Origin of the sequence: Ensifer sp. Root127 (assembly GCF_001425225.1) — a bacterium.
GTDB classification, from domain to species: domain Bacteria; phylum Pseudomonadota; class Alphaproteobacteria; order Rhizobiales; family Rhizobiaceae; genus Ensifer; species Ensifer canadensis.
On sequence record NZ_LMDX01000001.1, the window covers coordinates 171,560 to 197,820 of the forward strand.

A 26,261-nucleotide genomic window follows, 5' to 3' on the forward strand; every position below is an offset into this window, starting at 1 on the left:
GCGTGACGCGACAACCAGGGTGTCCGACGCGTTTTTTCTTCGTTGTCCGGGTTCGAGGCTCTTCCGCATGCGCTGGCGTTTCTCCATGTTCGAGGGAATTTTGCTGCTGTTGATCGTCAGTAGCGCCGGCGCCATCTATGCGACGATCGCCTTCGACGGTGGCGGCGGATTGATCGGCGCCACGTACGCATTGTGCGTCTGCGTCCCGATCCTCGCCTTTGAACGGCGCATCATTCTCCGGCGTCTCAACCGCAAGATCCATTCCTATTCGACGCCCGCTTTCTTCCTCGCTTCGATCGCCGTCTATCTGGTGTTTATCGAGCTGGGCTACGGCGTCGCCGGCTTCCTGATGCAGATGAGCGGGCAAATAGACGCGGATTGGAAGGACGCGGTCGTCCCCTCAAGCACGGCGCTTCTGTTCGCCCTGGCGGTCTCGGGCTCGATCGTTTTCGCGCTTCGCGTGCGCGAACTGTTGGGCCGTGACGTGTTTCTGAGCCTTTTGACCGGGCGCTATCGCAAGCCGATGCAGGAGGAGCGCGTCTTCCTCTTCATCGATCTTGCCGGCTCCACCGCCTATGCCGAGCGATACGGCGATCTCAGGATGCAGGAATATCTCAGCAAGCTGTTTGCAACACTTGCCGACCCCGTACTGCGCTATCGCGGCGCGATCGACGACTATGTCGGCGACGCGGCCGTGATTACCTGGCCCTTCGACCGTGCTGTCAAAAACGCCGCCTGCGTGCACTGCGTTTTCGACATTCTCGAAGAGATCGAAGCCGGCGCCCACCGTTGGCGCAAGGAGTTCGGCGAGGTTCCGCGCCTACGGGCAGCGCTTCATGGCGGCACCATCGTCGCCGCGGAAATTGGCGTCGACAAACACAAGATCACCTATTTCGGCGACACGGTGAACACCACCGCTCGCCTCGAAGGCCTGTGCAAGTCACTGAACCATCAGGTGCTGATTTCCACCGACCTCGCCCGCAAGATGCGGCTGCCGCACTATGTCCGCGTGGAAGATCTTGGCGAGCACGCCGTGAAGGGACGCGGGCAGAAGCTCGGCGTCCTGGCGCTTCGGGCCGGGGGCACGCCTGCACCGCCAGTGGCTGTCAATTAGCCGTCAACCGTGCAGTTTTGCACCCTTGGTGATCTTGTCGGCCAGCTTCTTGTCGGCATGAATGGCGATGCCGGCGACCTTCGCGCCGTCGGGTCGCGTTTCGGCGAAGACCGCGCGGTTGGCGCTGTCGTGGCCGGTCGAAAACATCGCATCGACATAAACAGAGGTTTGTATTTCCCTTTCGATCGCACGGCGTTGAATATTGCCAAGCGTCGCACCATCTGCCGATAACACGATGATCGGCTGAACGCTCAGAGCGTTGTAGATGTGGCCGGCGCCGTCGCGATAGGGTTCGCCGATAATCGCCGGTTTCTGCCCGGCGATGCCGGTTACCAGAAACGCGGTGACGTTCAGCTTCTGCCAGGTGGCCAGATCGTCGCGCAAAACGATCGCAAACTTGGTGTCGAACATGACGGGTATCTCCATTTCAGGACATCAGGGCGTGCCCAAGGAGGCCTTAACCGAGGACGCAGCGATCAATCTTGAACGATTGTGCGGATCGCCGGGCGATGGCATCCGCGTCGCGGCACCGGTGGACGGCATAGAGCGCATCGAGGCCCGGCTGCACGGCAAGGTCTTCGAGCCGCATCGCCACGACACCTATGCGCTTGGCGTGACGCTTGGCGGCATCCAGACCTTCCAGTATCGTGGCGAGAGCCGCTACAGCACGCCTGGAAGCATCATCATCATTCACCCCGACGAACTGCACGATGGCGGCGCGGGCACGGAAGCGACGCTTCGCTACAGGATGATGTATCTGCAGCCGGAGCGATTGATCGCGGCGCTTGGCGACAGTGGCGGCGCCTTGCCCATCATAGCCGCCCCGGTTGTTGGTGACGTGGCCCTGCGCCAGGCGATCGGCGAGGCCGTCATGGATCTCGACGGCGGTATTGACGAACTCGCGCTCGACGACATTCTTACACGCATTGCAGAAGGCTTGTGCCGCCATGCCGGCACGACAAGCAAGGCTGCCGGCAGGTCGGCCAAGCGGGCGGTTTCGAGGCGACGGACTATCTCAAAGCCAACCTCGATCGCCCGGTCGGCTCGCAGGAACTCGAGGCCGTCAGCGGCCTTGATCGCTTCACCCTCGCCCGCCAGTTCCGCAAGGTTCTCGGCACCAGCCCGCACCGCTACCTTCTGATGCGGCGGCTGGAGCAGGCGCGCCGGATGATTGCCGCCGGTCACAGCCTGGCAGGTGCCGCGCTCGAAACCGGCTTTGCCGACCAGGCCCATTTCACCCGCCATTTCAAACGTGCCTACGGTGTAACGCCCGGGCGCTGGGCGAGCCTGGCGCTCGCCGGCTGAAGCACCGGCGCCGCTGGGTCGTTGCGGCCCGGAACCAGTGTCCGGTCACGCGCAACAATTCGAACTCGGCGAGTTTCTCCCCTCGGGCGCAGCGCCTTTCGTCTGTCATCAAAGCTTCGCCAGCCTGTAAGCCAAGCATCACCCAACCGTCATCAAAGCCGCCTATCGGGTTCCCGTACTTTGGCATCCAACCCACGGTGACTTTCATGACCAAAACGCTTCTCGCCGCTGCGGCGCTCACACTTTTGATGACGACGACCGTCCTGGCCGAGGAAAAGGCCTTTCCCGCAACCCTGAAGGCACATGCGATCCTACCGGCAAACACGATCCTGGCAGCACCGTCCGACGCACCGGAATACCTGAAGACATCGGGCAAATTCACCACGGCGGACCGCAAGCGCGCTGACGCGCTCGGCACCGTGCCCGGCAAGGATGGCGTGCGCCCGACCGGCCTTTCACTGCCGTTCAACGGCCAGCCGATGCAGGGCTTCTCCGGCATCAGGGCCATGGAAGACGGCACCTTCTGGAGCCTTTCCGACAACGGCTTCGGCAACAAGCTGAACTCAACCGATGCCATGCTGATGCTGCACCACGTGAAGATGGACTGGGACGCCGGCAAGGTCGAGGCGCTGAAAACACTGTTCCTCACCGACCCGGACCGCAAGGCCCCCTTCCCGATCGTCATGGAAGGTTCCGACAAGCGCTACCTGACCGGCGCTGACTTCGACGTTGAGTCGATCCAGCCGGTCGCCGACGGCTTCTGGGTCGGGGAAGAATTCGGTCCCTATATCCTGAAATTCGATGTCGACGGCAAGCTGACCGACGTCATCGCGACAACAGTTGACGGCAAGCCGGTTATGTCGCCCGACAATCCGACCCTGACACTGCAGGGCGATCCGTCGAAGAAGACACCCGCCTTCAACCTGAAGCGCTCCGGCGGCTATGAAGGCATGGCACTGTCGAAGGACGGCTCCAAGCTCTACGGTCTGCTCGAAGGGCCGATCTGGACCGACAGCGAAACCGTGGAACAGGCCGATGGCCGTCCGACACTACGCGTCATCGAACTCGATGTCGCAGCCAAGGCCTGGACGGGCCGCAGCTGGCTCTATCCGCTGGCCGAAGGCGGCGAGGCAATCGGCGACTTCAACATGCTCGACGACAAGACGGCACTGGTGATCGAACGCGACAACGGCGCGGGCACGCTCGACAAGGCCTGCGCCGATCCGAAGGATCCGAAGCCGGATTGCTTTGCCGTCGGCTCGAAGGTGAAACGTGTCTACAAGATTGCCTTCGATGACAGCAATGTCGGCAAGGCCGTCCGCAAGATCGGTTACATCGACCTCCTGAAGATCGCCGACCCCGACAACAAGAAGCGCCAGGGCGGTGGTGACGGCTATTACGACATGCCGTTCGTGACGATCGAAAACGTCGATCGCGTCGATGACACGCACATCATCGTCGGCAATGACAACAACCTGCCGTTCTCGGCCGGCCGGGCGCTTGATAAGGCCGACGACAACGAGTTCGTTCTGCTCGAAGTCGGCGAATTCTTGAAAGCCGAATAATCAAAAAAGGGCGCGCGGATTTGCGTCCGCGCGCCCCTTCGTCAAAGATCTGAGTGCGTTCAGCTCTCGAACTGGAACGCCAATCTTCTGCCGGTCAGCTTGCCGAGCTGCTGCAGCCGTCCGTCGAGGCGCTCGCCGGCAAATTCCGAATAGGCCGCAGGCACGACGATCTCCAGATCGACATCCGGCAGGGACGATTTGCGGAAGGTCAAATTCCTCGCCACGCCCGGCATCGACGCCGAGAACAGATAGGCGACGCGCAGCAGGCCGCCGAGCAGTTTCGCCAGTTCCAGCAGTCGCGGCGTGGTAATGCCGGTCAGTGCGCCGGTCGCGCCATCGTCGTTCAGGCCTTCGAAGCGATAGTAGTTGGCGAGCGCGATATAGGCCCGCCCCGCATGGGTGATGCCGGAGAAGGTCGAGTGGGCGATGATGTTCAGCGCCTGCAGACCGCGATAGTCCGGATGGGCGCGCCAGCTGATATCGGCGAGCAGGCAGGCAGCCTGGCGATAGCGGCTTTCCTCTTCGGTTTCCTCGACGCCGAAGAACGGCACCATGCGGCCGGTCCAGTCGGCAAGTTCGCGGGCATGCTCGGGGGAACGCGCCCGCAGGATGGCGATTTCGCCGGCGGCGGTCAGCAGCGGATCCTGCGCACGCTCGCTCTCGTTCAGCAGAGAGAAGAGATAGCCTTCGCGCACGCCGAGCGCCGAGAACGAAATCCGCTCCGGCTTCATGATCGACAGTGCTTCCTGCATCGCGATCGCGCCAAAGGGAAGCAGGCTGCGGCGGCTTTTGGAGATCGTCGCATAGGCCGATGGCTTGATGTTCCTCGGCTCGATCACCTCCGGCAGCAGCGCCATCGCCTCGTCGTAGGAGATCTCGTAGCCTTGCATCATATGCAGCGGATAGTTTCGGATTTCCATGTGCAGCTTGGCGATCGAGCGCCAGGTGCCGCCGACGGCATAAAAGGTGCGGCCGGTGCCGGTCTTCAGCACCGGCGAGCTTTTCATGAATTTGCGCACCCAGGTGCGAGCCTTCGGCAGCGAGCCGCCGCTATGCTCGAAGAGGCGGATACCCCCGAGCGGCAGGGTGATGCCCTTGCCGATCTTTGTGCCGCTGACCTCGACAAGTTCCAGCGAGCCACCGCCAAGGTCACCGACCACTCCATCAGGGTCGTGATAGCCGCTGACGATGCCCATGGCGGAGAAATAGGCTTCCTCTTCGCCGGTGAGGATGCGCACCTTGTGGCCGAGGATCGCCTCGGCCTTCTCGATGAAGGCAGGTCCGTTGCTCGCCTCGCGAGCGGCTGCGGTGGCCAGAACATACATGGAGGTCGCACGCGCCTGCTGCGACAGCGCATGAAAGCGATGCAGCGCCCGGAGAGCGCGCTCGACGCTCTCCTCGTCCATGCGTCCGGTGGCATCGATGCCCTTGCCCAGACCGCACATGACCTTCTCGTTGAACAGCATGGCCGGAGCGCGGCTCAGGCCTTCGTAGACGACAAGGCGAATGGAGTTGGAGCCGATATCCACAACGGAAACCGGGCGGATGCCGGGCAGACGCCCCTGCGCTTCAGATTCGACCATGCAATTCCGTTTTACTTGTGCCAGCTGCTCTTCCAGCCGGCAATCAGCTTCGGTGCACTGGACTTCAGGGCTTCACCCCGGCCGGAGAGGCTGGGATTGGTCATGAAATAGTGCTGCGCGTTGAAAGGTTCGGCGTCCTTGCCGACTTCCATCCGGCGAGACGTACCGTCGGGAAGAATTTCGTAGCTCTGCTGGTTATCGATGAGATTGCCCAGCATGATCTGCGAAAGTACCTGTTCGTGCACAGTCCGGTTGATAAGAGGCACAAGCGTCTCAACCCGCCGGTCCAGATTTCGCGGCATCATATCCGCCGAGCCGATATAGACAAGCGCATTCTCCGATGGAAGGCCGTGACCGTTGCCGAAGCAGAATATGCGGGAATGTTCAAGGAATCTGCCGACGATGGACTTGACACGAATATTGTCGGACAGCCCCGGCACCTGCGGCCTCAGGCAGCAGATGCCGCGTACCACCAGGTCGACTTCAGCCCCGGCACGGCTTGCCTTGTAGAGCGCGTCTATGATTTCCGGATCGACGAGCGAGTTCATCTTCATCCAGATCGCCGCAGGCCGGCCGGCCTTGGCGTGCTCGATCTCCTCCTCGATATGCTTGAGGATGCGGGGGCGAAGCGTGTGCGGCGAAACCGCCAGCTTCATGCCGGCTTCCGGCTCGCCGTAACCGGTGATGAAGTTGAAGATGTTCGCCATGTCATGGGCGATGACCGGGTTGCAGGTGAAGAATGACAGGTCAGTGTAGATCTTCGCCGTGACCGGATGGTAGTTGCCGGTGCCGAGGTGGCAATAGGTGCGCAACCGGCCCTCTTCGCGACGCACCACCATCGACATCTTGGCATGGGTCTTGAGTTCGATGAACCCGAAGACCACCTGCACGCCGGCGCGCTCCAGGTCGCGCGCCCAGCGGATGTTGGCTTCCTCATCGAAGCGGGCCTTCAGTTCGACCAGCGCCGTCACGGACTTTCCGGCTTCGGCAGCGTCGACAAGCGCGCGCACAATCGGACTGTCGTTCGAGGTACGGTAGAGCGTCTGCTTGATGGCGACCACTTCCGGATCGCGCGCCGCTTGCAGCAGGAACTGCACCACGACGTCGAAGGACTCATAGGGGTGGTGGACCACCATGTCCTTTTCGCGGATCGCGGCAAAACAATCGCCGGCGTGTTCGCGCACGCGCTCGGGGAAGCGCGGATTGTAAGGTTCAAAGCGCAGATCGTCGCGCGGCGCCTTGGTGATTTCCGACAGCGTGTTCAGCGCCAGAAGCCCCGGCAAAACGGCGACGCGGTTTTCCGGAACGCTGAGTTCTTGAACGACGAACTGGCGCAGCGAAGCGGGCATTTCCGAATCGAGCTCGATGCGGATCACCGATCCGCGACGACGACGCTTCAGCGCCGTTTCGAAGAAGCGCACCAGATCTTCGGCCTCTTCTTCGACTTCGATATCGCTGTCTCTGATGATGCGGAACGTGCCCGAGCCCTTGACCTCGTAGCCTGGGAACAGCCGTTCGATGAACTGACTGACCATGTCTTCGAGCGTGATGTAGCGGATGACGTTCTTGAAATCGGGCAGGCGGATGAAGCGGTCGAGCGCCACCGGCAGGCGCAAGAGCGCCGTCATTGGCTCACGGCCGGTCTTGCTGACGAGCTGCAGGCCCATCGAGAACCCGAGGTTCGGGATGAACGGGAACGGATGCGCCGGGTCGATCGACAGCGGCGTCAGCACCGGAAAGATCGCCTGGTCGAATTCGTTGGCAAGCCAGCTTTTGTCCTGCGCCGACAAGGACGCCGGGCGGACGATGAGGATATCCTCCTTGGCCAGATACTGCTGCAGGACGGCGAGCGACGCCTGCTGCTCCATCTGCAGGTTGTCGATTTCCTTGAGGATGTCTTCGAGCTGTTCGGCCGGCGTCTTGCCATCAGGCGACCGCATGGCGAGCCCCTGCCGCACCTGGCCCTCGAGGCCGGCGACGCGCACCATGAAGAACTCATCAAGGTTGGCGGCCGAAATCGACAGAAAGCGGACACGCTCCAGGAGCGGATGCGCCGTGTTCAGGGTCTCCTCAAGCACGCGGCGATTGAATTGCAGCCACGAAAATTCGCGATTGATGAACCGTTCCGGGCTGGAGAGCAGGTCTAGCTCCTCCGCGGCCTGTTTGTTCTCATTCACCGCAGACGTCGCATTATCCATTACCGGTCAGACCCCATTTCTTCGCATGCAGGAACTATAACAGTTTGACGACGGAACTGTGACAATCAATCGGAATGGCGTTGATTTCCAAGCTCTTCCAGGACTTCGGCGGCAAGCGATCGGGTCAGCTTGACGCCGCGGGCGAGTGCCAGCCTGTCGATGCGTTCGACGATCGTCTGGGCAGCCTCGAGCGAGCGTTCCATGCGCTGGACGATATAGCCGACGAGCCTTTCGTCGATGAAAAGCTGGCGATCGGCAAAGAGCTTGATCAATACCTGCGTCAACAACTCATCGTCGGGCTCGCCGATCTCGACGACGGTTGCTGCTTTCAGGCGCGAGCGCAGGTCCGGAAGAACGACCGGCCAGGACATCGGCCACAGGCGCGAGGTCATCAAGAGGCCCGTGCCATGCTGGCGAACGCTGTTGATGACATGAAACAGGGTGGTGTCGTCGAACCCCTGACGGTCGGCATCCTCGAACAGCACAGGACCGTTGGCGGCGATCAACGCCACATCCGAGTCCGCAACCGGGTGGATCGCCCGCGCGCCCGCCCTCTCCTTCCAGATGCTGGCGAGATGCGATTTTCCGGAACCGATCGGGCCGGCGATGATGACAACCGGCGACGGCCAGTCTGGCCAGTGATCGACGATCGCGATCGCCGCGCTCAACCGATCGGAAACGAGCAGATCCTCACGACCCGTTGCCGGGTCGTGGTCGAATGCCAGAGGCAGTTGTTCGAAGGGACGTTTTGTCATGCTGTACTCGGGACAAGGATGGGACTATCAGCCGGGCTGACTGCCCTTTGCCTTCTTCGCCGCGACCTTTCCATGCCCATGGTAGAGATCGCTATCAAGGTATCGCTGGATGCCGAAGCGAACAAGCACGCCGATGGCGGCGGCCGCGGGAACCGCAACCAGAAGCCCGACGAAACCGAAGAGGGCACCGAAGGCAAGAAGCGCGAACATCAGCCAGACCGGATGCAGGCCGACGCTCTTGCCCACCAGCTTGGGCTGCAGGATGTTGCCTTCGAGGAACTGGCCGCTGAAGAAGATGGCAGCGACAAGCCCGATCCAGAGATAATCGGGCCAGAACTGTACAAGCGCGACGCCGACGGCCAGCACCAGACCGACCATCGATCCGACATAGGGGATAAAGCTGATCATGCCGGCAAAGAGGCCGATCAGCAGGCCGAAATTGAGACCGACGAGCGACAGGCCGATGCCATAGTAAAGGCCGAGGATGATGCAGAGCGAGCCCTGGCCGCGAACGAAGCCGGCGATCGTCGTGTTCATGTCCCGGGCGATCTGGCGGACGACGCTGACATAGTCGCGCGGAACCCAGCTATCGACCCGGTTGACCATCCGGTCCCAGTCGAGCAGCAGATAGAAGGCGACGACCGGCGTGATCACGAACAGCGACAGAATGTCGAGCAGCGCCATGCCAGAGTTCCAGAGCTGCTGGAACAACGTGCCGAGGAAGCTCGCGCCCTGCTCCAAAAGCTTGGCTGAATTCTGCTTGATCGCCGTCATCTGGTCCGCCAGCCATTGTGGCAGCAGCGTCGACTGGCTGTCGGTCAACAGCGCCTGCAGCTTGGAGATGTAACCGGGCATCTTCTGAATGAAGTCGGCGGCCTGGGTGAAGATCACCGGGATGATGATCATCAGCGACAGGGCGAAGATCACCACGAAGCCGATGAGGATCACCACCGTCGCCATCAGCCGACTGAGGCCGAGGCGCTCAAGGCGGTCGGCGACCGGGTCGAGGAAATAGGCCAGTGCCATGCCCGCGAGGAACGGCAGCAGGATCGAGCTGAAAACCATCAGGAAGGCGATGAAGGCGGCGAGCACCAGCAGCCAGAAGATAACCTGGCGCTGTAGTCCCGAACCGCTGACTTTTATGTCCATGGTGTTCCCCGTAACACGCCAAGCATGCCTTTACCGCATCATATTCTGTATGAGGAGATAGGTGGCGTGGCGCGCACCGGTCAAGTCCGCGTGCTTCTCAGCCCGGTAAATTGAACCCTCCATACCGTTCTTGCCGGTGGGATATGGGCAAAATGTTGAAAAAAGGCCGAGAAGGCAGGCTGTCGGCTTGCACTCCCTTGCCCATCGTGCCAATCGCATCCGCAAAATACCTGTCGCGCGACCAGCCTTGGAGAACCAGCATGAGCCAGTCGGGAAAGAACGGCCTCACCTACAGTGACGCAGGCGTGGATATCGATGCCGGCAATCTGATGGTGGAGAAAATCAAGCCGCATGTGCGCTCGACCCGGCGCCCGGGTGCCGACGGCGAGATCGGCGGCTTCGGCGGCCTGTTCGACCTGAAGGCCGCCGGTTTCACCGACCCGGTGCTCGTTGCCGCCAATGACGGTGTCGGCACCAAGCTCAAGATTGCCATCGACGCCAACAAGCACGACACCGTTGGCATCGACCTCGTTGCCATGTGCGTCAACGACCTGGTGGTCCAGGGTGCCGAGCCGCTGTTCTTCCTCGACTATTTCGCCACGGGCAAGCTCGATCCCGATCAGGGTGCCGCAATCGTTGCCGGCATTGCCGCCGGGTGCCGCCAATCCGGTTGCGCATTGATCGGTGGCGAGACCGCGGAAATGCCGGGCATGTATTCCGGAGGCGACTATGACCTTGCCGGCTTCGCTGTCGGTGCGGCCGAACGCGGCCAGCTGCTTCCAGCGGGTGACATTGGTGAAGGCGACGTCATCCTCGGCCTTGCATCGTCAGGCGTTCACTCCAACGGTTACTCTCTCGTTCGCAAGATCGTCGCGCTGTCGGGTCTTGCCTGGGATGCACCTGCCCCGTTTGGTGAAGGCACGCTTGCCGATCTCCTGATGACGCCGACGCGCATCTATGTGAAGCCGCTCCTGAAGGCGATCCGCGAAACCGGCTCGATCAAGGCGCTGGCGCATATCACCGGCGGCGGGTTCCCCGAGAACATTCCGCGCGTGCTGCCGAAGCATCTTGCAGCCGAGATCGATCTCGACGCCATCAAGGCGCCGAAGGTCTTCTCCTGGCTTGCCCAGACCGGCGGCGTCGCGGCCAACGAAATGCTGCGCACGTTCAACTGCGGCGTCGGCATGATCGCCGTCGTTCCGGCGGAAAAGGCGCAGGACGTTGCAGCCGTGCTGGAAGCCGAGGGCGAAACCGTCTTCACGCTCGGCCGCATGGTTGCCCGCGCCGAAGGCGCGCATGGCACGATCTACAAGGGCAGCCTCGCCCTATGATGAACGACGTGACGGCAGGCAGGAAAAAAGTCGTCGTCTTGATCTCGGGCGGCGGCTCCAACATGCTTTCGCTGGCCAAAGCTGCCGCCGAGCCTGGTTTTCCGGCCGAGATCGTCGCAGTGATTGCCGACAAGGCCGATGCCGGAGGCCTTGCCAAGGCTGCAGCGCTCGGCATCCCAACCTATGCGTTCCTTCGCAAGGATTTCGACAGCAAGGATGCGCACGAGGCGGCGGTCCTTGCCGAACTCGAGCGGCTGTCTCCCGATATTATCTGCCTTGCCGGCTATATGCGGCTGTTGTCGGCGAACTTCATCCAGCGCCACGAAGGCCGGATCATCAACATTCATCCGTCGCTTCTGCCGCTCTTTCCGGGTCTCCACACCCATCAGCGCGCCATTGACGCCGGCGTGAAAGTGGCGGGATGTACGGTGCATTTCGTCACCGAGGGCATGGATGAGGGTCCGATCGTCGCGCAGGCGGTCGTACCGGTTGTCGACGGCGACACGGCCGACACCCTTGCCGCTCGCGTGCTGACGGTCGAGCACCGCACCTATCCGATGGCGCTCAGGCTGCTGGCGGAAGGCAAAGCCTGGATGGAAGACGGACGGGTCGTCACGCAGGGCATCAGTCCCGTGCCCGCGTCTTCAACTCTGATTTCGCCGGCCGTATAAACCACCACTACTTTGCCGAAGCCAACCGCCGGTCGAGCGCGTCGAGCACACGCCGGGTCAAGGCGGGATAGTCCTCGTCGAAATGGTGACCGCCTTCGATCGCGACGACATCGACGCCCGCGCCCTTCAGGTCAGGGCAGGCGTCGTCTTCTTCCTCGGTGCCGTGAATGCACTGCACCAAAGAGGGGTCGATGTGCTTGATATCGTCGAGCGGATCGCCGCCATCGCCCTGCCCGGCCGCGCCAAGCCAGCCAAGCACCGAAATCTTGTAGTCGACCTGATGCGATAGCGCCATCAGCGTGACCTGCCGCACATGGGCGCGCTCTGCGGGCGGGAGCAGATTGAAAGTGCGTGGCAGGATATCGGCACCGAAGGAGTAACCGATCAAGAGAACATTGCGGACGTTCCAGCGCTTGCGATAGTAGCTCATCACCTTGGCGAGATCGTCGGCCGTCGCCTGCGGTTCGCGCTCGGACCAGAAATAACGCAGAGAATCGATGCCGACGACAGGGACACCTTGCTGCTGCAGGACGTCTCCGACCTGCTTGTCGATATCGCGCCAGCCGCCATCGCCGGAATAGATCACCGCCATGGTGTCGCGTGTCGGCTTGGTATCGAGCACCGTCAGGGGCAAGCCGAATGGATTGTCTGCCGCGCTCTCGCTGTCGATCAGATCCGTCAGATGACCTGATAGCGCCGCATAGGCTTCGTCGTCGCTGTCTTCCTGCGTGATATCAGGGTGTTTTTCGATGAGTTTAGCCACATGGCTTCGGCCGTCGTCGGATGCCGTCGGCGTAAAGACGACGGAGATCGGGTCCGGCAGGGCACCGTCCGTCAGGCCGTACACCATGCGATCGGCCTTCAAGGTCTTCTCCGCCGGCGTGCAGAGCTGCTTCGTCAGCGCAACGCCTTCCTCCGGATCGACCGCAAGCGTCTGGCCGATGGTCGCAGCCGGCGTCTGTGCGGCGATGGCCAGCGCCATGGCCCCGCCCGCTCCGACCCCGGCCACAATCGGCGGGAGGTAGGCATCGCTCTTGAGGACGCGCTGGACCTGCTGGCTCAACGCTTCGATATCCGACACCGTGTAGATGCAGTCGCCGTCGTCCTTGGCGAGCGAGGCAAGATAGGCCTTGAGGTCGATACCGATGACGACCGCCTTGTCGTCGACAAGGGCGCGAGCGACCGCATCTTCCTTGTCGCTCCAGCCATCCGCATTGGACAGCAGAACAACAAGGGCGGATGCCTTGTCCTTCGGGACGAGGATATGGGGTGCCGGGATCATGCCGGTGTCGTAGGTCGCCGCCGTCTCCTGCCCTAAAGCCGGTGCAACCGTCGCGATGGCGAGAAGGGCGGCACCTGCCAGAGGCTTCCAGATCATCGGGATCCGCATCATTTCTTCATCACTCCCTTGAGGCCGCCGCCGATCAGGAATGTTACATCCATCAAGGCAAGGATCGGATTGATGCCGCCGCTCGCCACGAGATAGCGCGGCTGCCAATGGGGGTGGAACTTCGACTTGAAGGCGCGAAGTCCCTTGAAATTGTAGAAGCGTTCGCCGTGCTCGAAGAAGGTTCGCCCTGCCCGATCCCAGACCGGCGCGATCTGGCGCGAGGACATACCAGACAGCGGCGCCATGCCAAGATTGAAGGTCCGGTACCCCTCGGCCTTCAGATATTCCATCACCTTCGCGAACAGGAAATCCATCGATCCCTTGGGGGCATCCGGCGAGAAGCGCATGAGATCGACGGTGCCTTCCTGCTTGGTTGCCGTCACCAGGATATTGGCGAAGGCGACGATCCGTCCCTCGTAGGTGAGGATCGCGACCGGCTGTTCGGCCAGATACTCAGGATCGAAAGCCCCAAGCGAAAAACCCTTTTCCTTGGCATTGTGATGGGCAAGCCATGCATCGGAAATCGCCGTCAATTCGCCCATGATCGCCGGAACGTCTGCTGGAGCCACCATTTTGAACTCCAGCCCGTCGCGCTGGGCGCGGCTGACCTGCTGGCGCAGATTGGCCCACTTGCCGCCCTTCATCTCGAAACGGGCGAGATCGACATGGGCGAGCTCGCCGAGCCTGAAGGCGCGAAGTCCCGCATCGGCATAGTAGGCGAGCCCAAGTGGCGAAACCTGATAGAACACCGCGCGGCAGCCGCTGGCGCGGGCCCTCTCGAAGAACTGCCAGATCAGTTCCGGCCAGGCATCGACCGGCCCCACCGGGTCGAACAGCGCGATCCACGAGCGGGCGCGCTGGCCATACATGATGAAGGCGCGACCATCGGCGGAAAACATCAGGCTCTTGTCTCCCATGCGCACCAGATTGGCATCGGACATGTCCTGCGCCTCGACGATCGCCAATGCCCGCTCCATGGCATCGTCGGTTGCCGGCTCCGCGCCTGAGGCCGCCGGGCGCATCAGGCTCCAGATGGCAACAGCGCTGGCGCCGATCGTCACACCCAGAAGCGCACGCAGGCCGCGCGGCGCCTCGGCAGAGAATTCGAACTGCCACCAGAGTTCATGGCTGTATTCGACGTCGCGATAGACGAACAGCAGGACGACCAGCCCACCCAGGCAGATCACCCCGAGTGCCGTCAACCACGGCAGCGTCAGCGCCTGGCCGAAGAGCGAAGCCGGCCGAACAAACAGACGGCGGCTGGCGAGGAGACCGACGAGAAAGAAGGCAAGCATGCCGGCCTCGACCAGCGCGATCGCCTTGATCAGCGAAAGCAGCAGTGCGGCAACGGCGATTGCGACCGACGCCCACCAGGCGCCATCGAGCCGCTGTGCGAGCCCGCGCGAGACGATGACGAGCGCAAGGCCGAGCAAGCTTGCCAGAAAGTGCGCGCCCTCGACGATCGGCAGCGGCAGCAGACCCTCGAGGAAGGCGAGATTCTCATCCGGCGTCGGCGTGACGCTCGACAGCACCAGCATGATCGCCAGCACGATGCCGAGTGTTGCCAGGAGAAGCGGCGTGATACGGCCGCCGATACGGCGCACGCTGGAGGCGACGGGATGGCCGGAAAGCTGACGAAGCTCGGTGCCGATGACAACCGCGATCGCGATCAGCAGCGGCAGCACGTGATAAATGACACGGTAGAGAACCAGCGCACCGAGGATCGTGTCGACATCGGCGCTGTGACCGAGCGTGGCGATGATGATCGCCTCGAAGACGCCGAGCCCGGCCGGAACATGGCTGAGAACGCCGATACCGACGGCAAGCGAATAGATCGCCAGGAAGGCGGGCCAACCGATTGTGCCCGCCGGAAGCAGCACGTAGAGCACCGTCGCCGATGCCGCCAGATCCAGCGCCGTGACGAGGAACTGGCGCGAGGAGGTGCGCGAATCCGGCAGGCGCAGTGTGAAGCGCCCGAGGCTGACCTCATGACCGTCACGCGCCTTGACGAAGACAGCGAGCACGACGCCGAGAATGGCAACCGCGATCATCCGCAGCCAGAAGGGGTTAAGACCCGTCAAGGGCGCCACATATTCGCCGACGGCGAGCAGGCTCAGGCACGTGACCGTCAAAAGCCCAAGGCCGAAGGCGAGCGTCACGAAGGCGATGATCCGGGCGATGTTTTCCGGCTCGATGCCCAGCCGCGAATAGGACCGGTAGCGGATGGCGCCGCCACTCAAGGCGCCAAAGCCGGCCGTGTTGCCGACCGCATAGGCGCAGGCCGCCGTCAACGCGACATCGGCATAGGGCAGCTTGCGCCTGACGTAATCAAGCGCGCCGACATCGTAGAAGGTGAGCGCGAAAAAGCTCAAGGCGGTGAAGAACACCGCCGCGGCGACAGAGGTCCAGCTGGTATCTGCAAGCGCCTGGACCACGTCGCCGTACTGCACTTCGGAGGTCAGATGAAAGATCGCCAACCCGAAGAGGGCGATCACCAGCAATGTCGCAAGTGCCTGCAGATAGCGCCGGTTACGGCGCAGAAAGGGTCTCCATCCTACCTCGATCTGCTGATCGTCGTTGGCTGCACGTTCCGTAAGGGAGGACGTCATGGGTTGCCCATGTCATTGATGAAGACATCAGCGCTGTAGCCTACCCGAGAACGATCAAAAAGTGAAATATCCGTAATGTATTGTTCTCTTATAAAACAAGGTCTTATGCCGTGAGCTTGCCGCGGTTCAGCTGGGCCCACTGCAGCAGCATGATGGTTTTGGCATCGCAGATCTCGCCGGTCGCGATCATGGCGACCGCTTCATCAAAGGGAATTTCGAGAACCTCGATATCCTCGCCCTCATGCGCCAGGCCGCCGCCATCACCGGCCTTTTCTGTGACATCAACAAGCCCAACGAAGAAGCTGGTGCGCTCGGTGAGCGCGCCGGGGCTCATATAGGCATCGAAGAGGTGAGTGGCCTTGTCGACATGGTAGCCGGTCTCCTCCAGCACCTCACGGCAGATCGCGACTTCAGGCGTATCGTCGTCGAGCAGGCCGGCCGGCGCTTCGATCATATAGGCGGGATCGCCCTGCAGCAGCACCGGCACGCGCAGCTGGCGGACGAGCACGACGCTCTCACGCCTCGGATCGAACAGCAGGATGGTCGCGGCGCTGCCGTGATCATGCACTTCACGCGTGAGCGTCGCCGTGCCGCCGCCTGACATGTCCTGCTCAAGGGTGATTTCTTCCAGATGAATGAAACCGTCCGAGAGCGTGCGCCGCTCGATGATCCTGACACGGGGATCGTGGTGGTTCGTCATGGCGGGGTCCTTGGTCGGGAGAGGAAAGGATGTGGTCGCAGTCGACCGTCAGTGAATGTGTTCCGAAGGGGCGCAGCTTTCGCGTTCCATCTGCAAGGTCGTGTGGTGCAGGTCGAACTCGTCGCGCAACCGTTGTTCGATCGCACGCCGCACCGTCTCGCCGTCGGCCTCTTCCGCCAGAACGACATGCGCCGTCAGCGACGGCTGGCTCTGGGTGATCGCCCAGAGATGCAGATCATGCACCGAGGCAACGTCGGGCACGGTCGTGATTGCCGCATGGATATCGGCCAGGCGCATGCCAGGCGGCACGCCTTCCAGCAGAATGTTGACGCAGTCCTTCAGCAGCACCCAGGTGCGCGGAAAAACCATGAAGCCGATACCAACGGCGAGCAACGAATCGACCCATTGCCAGCCGGTAAACCAGATGATCGCCGCGCCTGTTATCACCGCCAGCGACCCGAGCATGTCCGACCAGACCTCGAGATAGGCGCCCTTGACGTTGAGGCTCTCGTCCTTGTGGCTGGTCAGAAGCCGCATGGAGATCAGGTTGACGACAAGACCGATGACGGCAATCAGCAGCATGCCGCCCGACTGGATTTCCTGCGGCAGCGACAGGCGCTGCCAGGCCTCGTAGAGAATGTAAAAGGCGACGGCGAGCAGCAGCAGGGCGTTGAAGGCCGCCGCGAGAATCTCGAAGCGGGCATAGCCGTAGGTGCGCAGCAGATCCGACGGCCGGCGGCCGACATGGATGGCGACCAGCGCGATGGCCAATGCCGCCGCGTCGGTCAGCATATGCATCGCATCCGAGATCAGCGCCAGGCTGCCGGTCAGAATGCCGCCGACGACCTCGGCCAGCATGAAGCCGCCCGTCAGCCCGAGCGCACCCCAGAGACGCGAGACTGGCGTGTTGCTGACATCCGCATGTTGATGGTCGCCGCTCATGAAGGCATCCGGTGGCTAGAGTCAGGGTGCCGGTTTCACCCAGACCCTGTTGTCATGGAAAGCCGCGCCGCCATAGGGCGCAACTGCATCGGCGCCAGTAAGCACATTGATGCCCTCCCCGTCGAGATGGGCGCCGTTCGGCCACAGGCCTTCAGCGATCACCACGCCGCGCCGCGCGCCGCCGCCGACCACCACATGCAGGCGCACTTCGCCGCGTTGGTTGCCGAGCTTGACGATATCACCGTCGCCGACGCCAAGTGAGGCGGCGTCATCCGCATGCATCATTACCATCGGGCGGACTTCCTTCTGGATCGACGACGGGGTCTCGGCGAAGGTCGAATTGAGGAAAGAGCGCGCCGGCGAGGTAGCGAGACGGAAGGGGTGTTTCGCATCCGTGACCTCGATCAGGTCGACATGATCAGGGAACTCAGGCAGTGCCGCATGCGGCCCCTGCAGACCCATCGACTTCGGGGGACGGTTCGGCGCCGGCGTGCCGGTCCAGTCCGCCTTGAAGCGGAATTTGCCGTCGGGATGACCGAAGCCCTTGAGATAATGCGCGTCCTCGAACGCCGGCTGACAGTCGAGCCACTTCTCGCGCTTCATCTCGTCATAGCCGATGCCGTAGTTGGCAAGCAGCCGGTCGATATGCTGGCGCTCGCTCAACCCAAAGCCGGCATGATCGGCGACGCCGAGGCGCCTCGCCAGTTCCTCAATGACGAAGAGATTGGTGCGCACGGTCGATGGCGGCTCCACCACCTTCGGCCCAATCAGGATGTGTTGATGGCCGCCGCCGCGATAAAGGTCGTCATGTTCCAGGAACATCGTCGCCGGCAGCACGACATCCGCAAGCTGCGCCGTGTCGGTCATGAACTGTTCGTGCACCGCGACAAACAGGTCGTCCCGCAGGAACCCGCGTTTCACCAGCCTTTGTTCCGGGGCGACGTTCACCGGATTGGTGTTCTGGATCAACATCGCCGTCACCGGGCCGCCATGGCGCAGCGCCTCGGCATCGCCGGTCAGCACCCGCCCGATCTGCGACTGGTCGAGCATGCGCACATCAGGATCGTGGAATGCGGTGCCGACAAGCTCACGCTTGTCGAGCTTGAAGATGTCGTTGTTGGAATGAAACGCCCCGCCGCCTTCGTGCTTCCACGATCCAAGAACCGTGGCAACGGAGGCGGCTGCATGGATCGCCACCGATCCGTTGCGCTGGCGGGTAAAGCCGTAACCGAGGCGGAAAAAGCTCTTCGGCGTCGTGCCGACGAGTTTCGCGAACGCCTCGACCTCCTGGACGGACAGACCGGTGATCGCCGACGCCCATTCGGGGCTGCGCGACTTCAGATGCGTTTCGAGCCCGGTCGGGTCATCGGCGAATTCGGCCATGTAGGCGCGGTCGGCATAACCGTCGCGGAAGGCGACATGCATCACCGCGCAGGCGAGCGCCGCATCCGTGCCCGGTCTCAGCACCAGGCCCATATCGGCCTGCTTGACCGTGGGATTGTCGTAGATGTCGATGACGACGATCTTGGCGCCGCGATCCTTGCGGGCCTTCACCGCGTGGGTCATGACGTTGACCTGGGTGGCGACCGCGTTTGTCCCCCAGATCACCACGCAGTCGGACTTCGCCATCTCGCGCGGGTCGGGGCCGCGCAGCGAGCCGGTTGCCATCGAGAAACCGGTCCAGGCCATATTGGTGCAGATCGAGCCGAAGAAGCCGGAATAGCGCTTGGCGTGGCGCAACCTGTCGATGGAATCGCGTTGCACTTGCCCCATGGTACCGGCGTAGAAATAGGGCCAGATGGCTTCGGCCCCATGCTTCTGCTCGGCCCTGACGAACTGGTCGGCGATCTCGTCGAGTGCCGCCTCCCAGGAAATCTCCTGCCAGTTGCCGCTGCCCTTCGCTCCGGCGCGCCGCTGTGGCACCATCAGCCGGTCAGGATGATAGATGCGCTCGGAATAGCGCGCGACCTTGGCGCAGATGACGCCAGCGGTGTATGTGTTGGCGGCGGCACCGCGCACGCGGCCGATGCGGCCTTCGGCCGTCAGGTCCACTTCCAGCGCGCAAGCCGAGGGACAGTCGTGCGGACAGACGGAGTGGCCGATCGACTTTTCTGCTTTGATGGGGGTCGCAACGTTCATGGCTTTTCTATATGGCATCGACAATCGGGCTCAAAGAGCCAAACGCGCATCCATCGAAACAATTGATCACAGCCATCGGCGGCCCTCATGAACTATCGGCATATCTATCACGCGGGCAATTTCGCCGATGTTCTCAAGCATGCGGTGCTGGCACGGCTCGTCACCTATCTCCAGCAAAAGGAGAAGGCGTTCCGGGTTCTCGACACCCATGCCGGCATCGGTCTCTACGATCTGTCGAGCGAAGAAGCGCAGAAGACCGGCGAGTGGCGCGACGGCATCGGCCGGCTGCTCGAGGGTGATCTGCCAGCGCCGGTCGCAGCTATTCTCGAACCCTATCTGGCGACCGTTCGCGAGCTCAACACCGGTTCGGAGCTGACGCGTTATCCCGGCTCTCCGAAGCTGGTTCGCATGCTTTTTCGCCCGCAGGACCGTCTGTCGGCGATGGAATTGCACCCTGATGACTACGAGACGCTGCACCGGCTCTTCGACGGCGACTTCCAGAGCCGGATCACCGAGCTTGACGGCTGGCTGGCGCTTGGCGCTCACCTGCCGCCCAAGGAAAAGCGCGGCCTCATCCTGGTCGACCCGCCCTTCGAGATCGAGGGAGAATACGAACGGCTCGCCGACGGCCTCGCCAGGGGTTATCGACGCTTTGCCGGCGGCACCTTCTGCCTGTGGTACCCCCTGAAGAAGAATGCGCCGATCAAGGCCTTCCATGAGGCACTCAAGGCGCTCAACATCCCGAAAATGCTCTGCGCCGAGCTTGCCGTGCGCAGCGACCGCGACACCACGGGATTGTCGGGTTCGGGCCTGATCATCGTCAACCCACCCTTCACGCTCAAGAGTGAACTCGACGTGCTGTTGCCCTTCTTGAAAACCCGGCTCGGACAAGACCGTTTCGCTTCGGCACGCTGCTTCTGGCTGCGTGGGGAAGAAGCAGCAACTCGGGGCCTTGACTGAAAGGCTCTTAAAGCCGCAATCTTGCGAGACGATCCAGGGAGACGCCCATGACTCGCAAGCTCGCCGCAACGCTTCTGGCCTCGCTTTCCTTCGCCGCCACGACAGCGCCCGCCGCTTCGGCGGCCGACTATCTCGGGACCTACCGCGACCAGCCGACGTCCTATAGCGCGGGCGTCTGTGGCGACGCCTCGGTTCTCGGCTTCATCACCTCGCGGTTCGAATACAAGGCGGCGAACTATCTGCACGCCAATCTCTCGATCGCCGAGATCCGCAACATGGGCCAGAACCGGCTGGAACTACGCGACTACACGCACCGCGTCGAGCGCGAGTATTGCCGCGCGACTGCCGTCATGACGGATGGCGACCAGCGGCCGCTCTATTATCTCATCGAGCGCAACTGGGGCTTTGCCGGCATCGGCCGGAGCATCGAGTTCTGCGTCGGCGGCCTCGATCCCTGGTATGTCTACGGCGCACATTGCGCTTCGCTTCGCTGACCATGCCGAGGTATTGCCGACAGCGCCGGCTCCTGCCGGCGCTTTTCGTTGTGTTGGCACTTGTCGGCTGCAGCGAAGACAGCGCCGAGAAGAAGCCGCCATTGCAAACTGCAGGCCACACAAAAACGGATGTCGCCCTCCCCGTCGGCCAGGGCTTTGATTTCTACGTCCTCTCACTCTCTTGGTCGCCGACTTGGTGCGATGACAACGACCCATCAGGCAAAATCGGACAGTGCAAGATCGGCAGCAACCGCGGGCTGATCGTACATGGGCTGTGGCCGCAGGATGAGCGAGGGTACCCCGATTTCTGCCCGACGCGCCAATCCGATCGTGTGCCGGAAGCGCTCGGCCGCCAGTATCTCGATCTCATTCCTTCGATGGGGCTGATCGGCCATCAATGGCGCAAACATGGCACCTGCTCGGGCCTCAGCCAGCAGGACTATTTCGCCGTGACACGTGCAGCGCGCGAGCGCGTTGCATTGCCGGCGGAACTCGGTGCTGCGCGTCGCGAAAATTCGATGTCCGTCAGCGCCATCGAGGCCGCGTTCGTGGCCAGAAATCCGGGCATGACGACAAACGCCGTCGCTGTTACCTGCGAGGGCAAGCGGCTGGAGGAAATCAGGATCTGCTTCGACAAGGCGCTGAGCTTCCGGCCCTGCCCCGAAGTGGATCGCCAGGCCTGCCGAAGAGACACCGTGACACTGCCTCCAGCATCCTAGGCCGATACCTTGCCAATGGGTGCGGGAGCCGCTCCTATGTTTTGAAACTGCGTGTGGCCTTCCGTACTCGATTTCGGGCGGTGCGCGCGAAAGTGAAAGATGCTCGATGAGAATACTCTACTCGCCCACATCCCCCTACTCCAACAAGGTCCGCATGGCCGCGCATTATGCCGGGTTTGCGGTTGAAAGCGTGCTGACCGATACCAATGCCAACTCGCCAGAGCTTATCGGCAGCAATCCGCTCGGCAAGATTCCGACGCTGATTACCGGCGATGGCAAGTCTATCTACGACAGCCGCACGATCATGCACTTCATCGACCGGGGAACGAAAGGCAAGCTCTACCCGAAGAATGCCGGCAAGCGCTTGGATATCGAAATCCTCGAGGCGCTGTGTGACGGCATTTGTGACTGCCTGCTGGCGATCGTCTACGAGAAGCGCATCCACCCGCCGGAAAAGGTCCATCAGCCCTGGATCGACATGCAATGGACGAAGATCGAACGCGGCCTCGACCATCTGAACGAAAACCTACCCAAGACCGGAGCCAAGCTGCATGCGGGGCATTTCGCGCTCGCGGCACTGCTGCGCTACATTGAGCTGCGCTTCAGCGGCGAATGGCAGCGGGGTCGCGCCAAGCTCAAGAACTGGCCGGCGAAGTTCGAAAAGCACTTTCCGGATTATTCCAAATTCAAAGCATAAAAAAAGGCCGGGTCACCCCGGCCTTCTTTCTTTGATCCGGCAGAAGCCGATCAGAACTTCACACCCATACCGACGCGAACGCTCTGCTCATCGTAACCGGTCGAGACGCTCGTACCGCCCATATGGAAGTCCTTCGAGCCGTAGTCCGTGTAGCGATACTCAACGCGGGCGGTGATGTTGTCCGTCACGAAGGTTTCGGCACCAGCACCAGCCGTCCATCCGACCATGGTCTTGTCGTCGGCGCCAGCCTGAGTTCTAACTTTGGCGTTACCGACGGCGAGACCGGCCGTGCCGTAAACCAGGACCGGGTTCAGATCGACACCGACGCGGCCGCGGATCGAGCCGTTCACACCTTGCGTAACGCTGCGGTTGCTGGAATGAGAATCGTTGCCGGCGTAGCCGATATCGGCTTCACCACCGTAAACCATTTGGCCGCTCTGAACGTTGTAGCCGCCATAGAGGCCGCCGCCAAATCCAACCGCGGGGTTGTTGCCGGTCGCGTCGGCTTCGCCATGGCGCCAATCAACGGTACCACCGACATAAGCGCCCGACCAGTTCTTCGCAGCCGGCTCGGTGTATTCAGCCGCCGGAGCCGCCGGAACTTCGTCGATCGCGTCTGCAGCGTGGGCGGCCTGGAAGGCGATGAGGGATACGGCCGAAGCCATGAGGGTGGTGGTGAACGTACGCATAAATATTCTCCTTTACGAACCGATGCCTCGAGGGTTGGGATCCCGCAATGAAACATCGGACAACTTTCAATTAACCCGCCCGGTTGAGCTGAAATTGGCCAGCAAATGAGGATTCACAAGAGCCAAAATGTGAAATTTTGGTGGCACAATCACGCCCAAAGTTTGATGTTGCTTTCACGCCACAGGAGTTTTATTAACCATCTTTCAAGATTAACGAAAGATATACTATATGGCTTCAAAATAATACAATTTACGCGAATTCCATTAATTTTTGCGAAATGAATCGTCAGGGAGAGTTTCAGGGCGGCGTTTCTTGCCTATATCTTCGTCCGCTGGCGCGAAGATTCGAAAAGCGGGATGAAACGTGAAGAAATCACTGAAGGCGGCACTCGTAACCGGTGGCGCCAAACGGATCGGCAAGGCTATAGTTGAAGACCTCGCGGCGCACGGCTTCGCGGTCGCAATCCACGCCAATGGCTCGCTCGATGAGGCGGAGGCGCTTGCGGCTTCGCTTGTCAAAACCGGGGTCGCAGCCGTTGCCGTGAAGGCGGACCTTACCGACACACAGGAAACCTTGGCGCTGATGGCGCAAGCCAACGAAGCGCTCGGACCGATCGACCTGATCGTCAACAATGCCTCGCTGTTCAAGAAGGATAGCCTCGACGCTTTCGACGAAGCCGTCTGGGACCGGCATTTCGCCCTGCATGTAAAAGCACCCTCCCTGCTCGCCCGCGATTTTGCCCGCCAGCTGCCACGCGGCGTCTCCGGCCTCGTCGTCAATGTGATCGACCAGCGCGTCTGGTCTCCAAACCCGCGTTTTTATTCCTATATGTTGTCCAAGTCCGCACTGTGGACGGCAACACAAACGATGGCTCAGGCACTTGCGCCGGATATTCGCGTCAACGGCATCGGCCCCGGGCCGACACTGCCGAACGAGCGGCAGGATCCTCGCGATTTCCAGGCTCAGGTCGATGCGGTGATCCTCAAGCGCGGTCCGGCGCTCGGCGAATTCGGGCGGACGATCCGATTCCTTTTCGACACGCCGTCGATTACCGGACAGATGATCGCGCTGGATGGCGGCCAGCACCTCGCCTGGGAAACGCCTGATATCAGGGAGATAGTGGAATGAACGGACGCGTGCCGACTGACGGCGGCATCCTTTATGACGGCAATGACATCGAAGACGACGACGACCTGATCGAGGCGCCTGAAGGCGTGCCCGCAGGCCCGGCGATCGAGTGGGCGGAGAATCGCAACGAGGTCGTGGGCCTCAAGGGCGCCGAACTGATCCAGGCCTTCGTCAAGCGGCTGCCGAACGGCCCTGGCGTCTATCGCATGTTCAATGAGGCCGGCGACGTCCTTTATGTCGGCAAGGCACGCAGCCTGAAGAAGCGCGTCGGCAACTACGCCCAGGGGCGCGGCCACTCCAACCGTATTTCGCGGATGATTCGCGAAACGGCGAACATGGAGTTCGTCACCACCCGCACGGAGATCGAGGCGCTTCTGCTTGAAGCCAACCTGATCAAGCGGCTCCGGCCGCGTTTCAACGTGCTTCTGCGCGACGACAAGTCCTTTCCCTATATTCTGGTCACCGGCGACAGCCGTGCGCCCGCCCTTTACAAACATCGCGGCGCACGCAGCCGAAAGGGCGATTATTTCGGCCCCTTCGCATCGGCGGGCGCCGTCGGACGCACGATCAACTCGCTGCAGCGCGCCTTTCTGTTGAGAACTTGCACCGACAGTGTGTTCGAGACACGCACGCGTCCTTGTCTTCTGCACCAGATCAAGCGCTGTTCGGCGCCCTGCACGGGCGAAATCAGCAATGAGGGTTATGCCGAACTTGTGCGCGAGGCCAAGGACTTCCTCTCCGGCAAGAGCCAGGCGGTGAAAGCGACGATTGCGGCGGCGATGGGCGAGGCTGCGGAAAACCTCGACTTCGAACGTGCCGCACTTTATCGCGACCGGCTCGCAGCACTCAGCCACGTTCAAAGCCACCAGGGCATCAACCCGGCCGGCGTCGAAGAGGCGGACGTCTTTGCGATCCACCACGAGGGCGGAACCTCCTGCATCCAGGTGTTCTTCTTCCGCACCGGGCAGAACTGGGGCAACCGCGCCTATTTCCCGAAGGCGGACCCATCGCTGCCGACGGCAGAGGTGCTTTCGGCCTTCCTCGCGCAGTTCTACGACGACAAGCCCTGTCCGCGGCAGATCCTGCTGTGCGAGGCAGTCGAGGAGCAGGAACTGCTCGGCCAGGCGCTCAGCGAAAAGTCGGGCTACAAGGTGTCGATCCAGGTGCCTCAACGCGGCGAAAAGAAGGATCTTGTTGATCACGCGCTTGCCAACGCCCGCGAGGCGCATGGCCGCAAGTTGGCTGAAACCGCGTCGCAGTCGCGACTGCTCGAAGGTTTTGCCGAAACGTTCAAGCTCGAACGCGCCCCACGGCGGATCGAGATCTACGACAACTCCCACATCATGGGCACCAATGCCGTCGGCGGCATGGTGGTCGCCGGCCCTGAAGGTTTCGTCAAAGGCCAGTATCGCAAGTTCAACATCAAATCGACCGACATCACGCCCGGCGACGACTTCGGCATGATGCGCGAGGTGATGACCCGCCGCTTCTCGCGCCTGCTCAAGGAAGAAGGCAAACCGGACCGGACTGCCGAGGTCGCCGAAGATGCAGCCTTCCCGGCCTGGCCGGACGTCATCCTGATCGACGGCGGCCAGGGACAGATGACGGCTGTCCGCACGATCCTGAGGGAATTGGATGTCGAAGACTGCGTGACGGCGATCGGCGTCGCCAAGGGTGTCGACCGCGACGCCGGGCGCGAGCGTTTCTTCGCGCTCGGGCGCGACAGCTTCACCCTGCCGCCGCGAGATCCGGTGCTCTATTTCATCCAGCGCCTACGGGACGAGGCGCACCGTTTTGCCATCGGCTCCCACCGCGCGCGGCGCAAGAAGGAGATGGTCAAGAACCCGCTCGACGAGATTGCCGGTATCGGGCCGACGCGCAAGCGAGCATTGCTCACCCATTTCGGTACCGCCAAGGCCGTTTCCCGCGCCGGCATGAACGACCTGATGGCGGTCAACGGCATTTCCGAAGCGGTCGCCCGGCTGGTCTACGAGCATTTCCATGAGGACGCGGCAAAATGACCGTTGCAGCGCAGCATGTCGAAGAGGACACGCGGAAGACGCTGTAATGGTTCAACCTTGCCGCATCGTTTCGCCCCCCGATCGATACCGATTTAAGGAAT

21 protein-coding genes and 2 pseudogenes are annotated in these 26,261 nt (G+C 61.9%); 12 read left to right on the forward strand and 11 right to left on the reverse strand.

The window, feature by feature from the left end; genetic code table 11:
• The first annotated feature begins 67 nt into the window (after positions 1–67).
• The gene (locus tag ASD03_RS00810) at positions 68–1,114 is read left to right on the forward strand and encodes an adenylate/guanylate cyclase domain-containing protein (protein ID WP_025426502.1); all 1,047 of its coding nucleotides are present in this window, start codon (positions 68–70) and stop codon (positions 1,112–1,114) included.
• Between the two features lie 3 nt (positions 1,115–1,117).
• Here the strand turns inward: ASD03_RS00810 and ASD03_RS00815 are convergent, their stop codons facing one another.
• On the reverse strand, positions 1,118–1,525 hold the full coding sequence (locus ASD03_RS00815) for a DUF2000 family protein (protein WP_057212395.1): 408 nt from the start codon (positions 1,523–1,525) through the stop codon (positions 1,118–1,120).
• Between ASD03_RS00815 and ASD03_RS40235 the strand changes: the two are divergent.
• The 3 genes and pseudogenes from ASD03_RS40235 to ASD03_RS00825 form a co-directional block, all read left to right on the forward strand.
• A pseudogene (locus tag ASD03_RS40235) lies at positions 1,524–1,979 on the forward strand (AraC family ligand binding domain-containing protein); the annotation flags it as partial. The gene ASD03_RS00815 and the pseudogene ASD03_RS40235 sit on opposite strands and share 2 nt — an antisense overlap.
• Positions 1,980–2,053: 74 nt before the next feature.
• Complete coding sequence (locus ASD03_RS40240; protein WP_239637567.1) at positions 2,054–2,419, forward strand: AraC family transcriptional regulator; 366 nt, start codon at positions 2,054–2,056, stop codon at positions 2,417–2,419.
• Between the two features lie 206 nt (positions 2,420–2,625).
• Positions 2,626–3,984, forward strand: a complete 1,359-nt coding sequence (locus tag ASD03_RS00825; protein ID WP_025426500.1) for an esterase-like activity of phytase family protein — start codon at positions 2,626–2,628, stop codon at positions 3,982–3,984.
• A gap of 59 nt (positions 3,985–4,043) precedes the next feature.
• On the opposite strand, the gene ppx is transcribed toward ASD03_RS00825, so the two are convergent.
• From ppx to ASD03_RS00845, 4 genes are all read right to left on the reverse strand, one after another.
• Positions 4,044–5,567: an exopolyphosphatase gene (gene ppx / locus ASD03_RS00830; protein ID WP_025426499.1), complete on the reverse strand. Its 1,524-nt coding sequence runs from the start codon at positions 5,565–5,567 to the stop codon at positions 4,044–4,046.
• 11 nt (positions 5,568–5,578) lie between these two features.
• Positions 5,579–7,765: an RNA degradosome polyphosphate kinase gene (locus ASD03_RS00835; protein WP_025426498.1), complete on the reverse strand. Its 2,187-nt coding sequence runs from the start codon at positions 7,763–7,765 to the stop codon at positions 5,579–5,581.
• Positions 7,766–7,830: 65 nt separating this feature from the next.
• Positions 7,831–8,520, reverse strand: a complete 690-nt coding sequence (gene hdaA, locus ASD03_RS00840) for a DnaA regulatory inactivator HdaA (RefSeq protein ID WP_025426497.1) — start codon at positions 8,518–8,520, stop codon at positions 7,831–7,833.
• A 27-nt stretch (positions 8,521–8,547) separates the two neighbouring features.
• Positions 8,548–9,669, reverse strand: a complete 1,122-nt coding sequence (locus tag ASD03_RS00845; RefSeq protein ID WP_038575993.1) for an AI-2E family transporter — start codon at positions 9,667–9,669, stop codon at positions 8,548–8,550.
• 260 nt (positions 9,670–9,929) lie between these two features.
• On the opposite strand from ASD03_RS00845, the gene purM reads away from it, so the two are divergent.
• Together purM and purN are read left to right on the forward strand one after the other, a co-directional pair.
• A complete protein-coding gene (purM, locus tag ASD03_RS00850; protein ID WP_025426496.1) occupies positions 9,930–11,000 on the forward strand; it encodes a phosphoribosylformylglycinamidine cyclo-ligase in 1,071 nt (356 codons plus the stop codon).
• Positions 11,000–11,671, forward strand: a complete 672-nt coding sequence (gene purN, locus ASD03_RS00855) for a phosphoribosylglycinamide formyltransferase (protein ID WP_025426495.1) — start codon at positions 11,000–11,002, stop codon at positions 11,669–11,671. The genes purM and purN overlap by 1 nt, the downstream gene beginning before the upstream one ends.
• 7 nt (positions 11,672–11,678) lie before the next feature.
• Here the strand turns inward: purN and ASD03_RS00860 are convergent, their stop codons facing one another.
• The 5 genes and pseudogenes from ASD03_RS00860 to ASD03_RS00880 all read right to left on the reverse strand — a co-directional run bounded on the left by ASD03_RS00860 (position 11,679) and on the right by ASD03_RS00880 (position 19,469).
• Complete coding sequence (locus ASD03_RS00860) at positions 11,679–13,064, reverse strand: AcvB/VirJ family lysyl-phosphatidylglycerol hydrolase (protein WP_025426494.1); 1,386 nt, start codon at positions 13,062–13,064, stop codon at positions 11,679–11,681.
• On the reverse strand, positions 13,061–15,670 hold the full coding sequence (gene mprF / locus ASD03_RS00865) for a bifunctional lysylphosphatidylglycerol flippase/synthetase MprF (protein ID WP_057212396.1): 2,610 nt from the start codon (positions 15,668–15,670) through the stop codon (positions 13,061–13,063). Before mprF ends, ASD03_RS00860 begins: the two co-directional genes overlap by 4 nt.
• 103 nt (positions 15,671–15,773) lie before the next feature.
• Positions 15,774–16,370 (reverse strand): NUDIX domain-containing protein, encoded by a 597-nt coding sequence (locus ASD03_RS00870; RefSeq protein WP_025426492.1) that lies wholly within the window; start codon positions 16,368–16,370, stop codon positions 15,774–15,776.
• Between the two features lie 51 nt (positions 16,371–16,421).
• A pseudogene (locus tag ASD03_RS00875) lies at positions 16,422–17,312 on the reverse strand (cation diffusion facilitator family transporter); the annotation flags it as partial.
• Between the two features lie 21 nt (positions 17,313–17,333).
• Positions 17,334–19,469, reverse strand: coding sequence for a molybdopterin oxidoreductase family protein (locus ASD03_RS00880; RefSeq protein WP_057212401.1), 2,136 nt, complete (start codon positions 19,467–19,469; stop codon positions 17,334–17,336).
• 69 nt (positions 19,470–19,538) lie between these two features.
• Here ASD03_RS00880 and ASD03_RS00885 point away from each other — a divergent pair, with 69 nt between their 5' ends.
• From ASD03_RS00885 to ASD03_RS00900, 4 genes are all read left to right on the forward strand, one after another.
• Positions 19,539–20,411, forward strand: coding sequence for a 23S rRNA (adenine(2030)-N(6))-methyltransferase RlmJ (locus ASD03_RS00885; protein ID WP_025426489.1), 873 nt, complete (start codon positions 19,539–19,541; stop codon positions 20,409–20,411).
• A 47-nt stretch (positions 20,412–20,458) separates the two neighbouring features.
• On the forward strand, positions 20,459–20,905 hold the full coding sequence (locus ASD03_RS00890) for a hypothetical protein (protein WP_025426488.1): 447 nt from the start codon (positions 20,459–20,461) through the stop codon (positions 20,903–20,905).
• A 2-nt stretch (positions 20,906–20,907) separates the two neighbouring features.
• Positions 20,908–21,624: a ribonuclease T(2) gene (locus ASD03_RS00895; RefSeq protein ID WP_057211525.1), complete on the forward strand. Its 717-nt coding sequence runs from the start codon at positions 20,908–20,910 to the stop codon at positions 21,622–21,624.
• Between the two features lie 106 nt (positions 21,625–21,730).
• The gene (locus ASD03_RS00900) at positions 21,731–22,321 is read left to right on the forward strand and encodes a glutathione S-transferase (protein ID WP_025426486.1); all 591 of its coding nucleotides are present in this window, start codon (positions 21,731–21,733) and stop codon (positions 22,319–22,321) included.
• A gap of 50 nt (positions 22,322–22,371) precedes the next feature.
• Here the strand turns inward: ASD03_RS00900 and ASD03_RS00905 are convergent, their stop codons facing one another.
• Entirely contained in the window at positions 22,372–23,010 is a 639-nt protein-coding gene (locus tag ASD03_RS00905) for an outer membrane protein (protein ID WP_025426485.1), read from the reverse strand.
• A gap of 364 nt (positions 23,011–23,374) precedes the next feature.
• Between ASD03_RS00905 and ASD03_RS00910 the strand changes: the two genes are divergently transcribed.
• Both ASD03_RS00910 and uvrC read left to right on the forward strand, forming a co-directional pair.
• Positions 23,375–24,139, forward strand: a complete 765-nt coding sequence (locus tag ASD03_RS00910; protein ID WP_025426484.1) for an SDR family oxidoreductase — start codon at positions 23,375–23,377, stop codon at positions 24,137–24,139.
• On the forward strand, positions 24,136–26,160 hold the full coding sequence (gene uvrC / locus ASD03_RS00915) for an excinuclease ABC subunit UvrC (RefSeq protein ID WP_025426483.1): 2,025 nt from the start codon (positions 24,136–24,138) through the stop codon (positions 26,158–26,160). Before ASD03_RS00910 ends, uvrC begins: the two co-directional genes overlap by 4 nt.
• Positions 26,161–26,261: the final 101 nt, after the last annotated feature.

Coding starts and splice junctions, on each gene's coding strand:
- ASD03_RS00810 (WP_025426502.1), top strand. CDS start 68: ATGCGCTGGCGTTTCTCCATGTTCGAGGGAATTTTGCTGCTGTTGATC.
- ASD03_RS00815 (WP_057212395.1), bottom strand. CDS start 1,525: ATGTTCGACACCAAGTTTGCGATCGTTTTGCGCGACGATCTGGCCACC.
- ASD03_RS00825 (WP_025426500.1), top strand. CDS start 2,626: ATGACCAAAACGCTTCTCGCCGCTGCGGCGCTCACACTTTTGATGACG.
- ppx (WP_025426499.1), bottom strand. CDS start 5,567: ATGGTCGAATCTGAAGCGCAGGGGCGTCTGCCCGGCATCCGCCCGGTT.
- ASD03_RS00835 (WP_025426498.1), bottom strand. CDS start 7,765: ATGGATAATGCGACGTCTGCGGTGAATGAGAACAAACAGGCCGCGGAG.
- hdaA (WP_025426497.1), bottom strand. CDS start 8,520: ATGACAAAACGTCCCTTCGAACAACTGCCTCTGGCATTCGACCACGAC.
- ASD03_RS00845 (WP_038575993.1), bottom strand. CDS start 9,669: ATGGACATAAAAGTCAGCGGTTCGGGACTACAGCGCCAGGTTATCTTC.
- purM (WP_025426496.1), top strand. CDS start 9,930: ATGAGCCAGTCGGGAAAGAACGGCCTCACCTACAGTGACGCAGGCGTG.
- purN (WP_025426495.1), top strand. CDS start 11,000: ATGAACGACGTGACGGCAGGCAGGAAAAAAGTCGTCGTCTTGATCTCG.
- ASD03_RS00860 (WP_025426494.1), bottom strand. CDS start 13,064: ATGATGCGGATCCCGATGATCTGGAAGCCTCTGGCAGGTGCCGCCCTT.
- mprF (WP_057212396.1), bottom strand. CDS start 15,670: ATGACGTCCTCCCTTACGGAACGTGCAGCCAACGACGATCAGCAGATC.
- ASD03_RS00870 (WP_025426492.1), bottom strand. CDS start 16,370: ATGACGAACCACCACGATCCCCGTGTCAGGATCATCGAGCGGCGCACG.
- ASD03_RS00880 (WP_057212401.1), bottom strand. CDS start 19,469: ATGCCATATAGAAAAGCCATGAACGTTGCGACCCCCATCAAAGCAGAA.
- ASD03_RS00885 (WP_025426489.1), top strand. CDS start 19,539: ATGAACTATCGGCATATCTATCACGCGGGCAATTTCGCCGATGTTCTC.
- ASD03_RS00890 (WP_025426488.1), top strand. CDS start 20,459: ATGACTCGCAAGCTCGCCGCAACGCTTCTGGCCTCGCTTTCCTTCGCC.
- ASD03_RS00895 (WP_057211525.1), top strand. CDS start 20,908: ATGCCGAGGTATTGCCGACAGCGCCGGCTCCTGCCGGCGCTTTTCGTT.
- ASD03_RS00900 (WP_025426486.1), top strand. CDS start 21,731: ATGAGAATACTCTACTCGCCCACATCCCCCTACTCCAACAAGGTCCGC.
- ASD03_RS00905 (WP_025426485.1), bottom strand. CDS start 23,010: ATGCGTACGTTCACCACCACCCTCATGGCTTCGGCCGTATCCCTCATC.
- uvrC (WP_025426483.1), top strand. CDS start 24,136: ATGAACGGACGCGTGCCGACTGACGGCGGCATCCTTTATGACGGCAAT.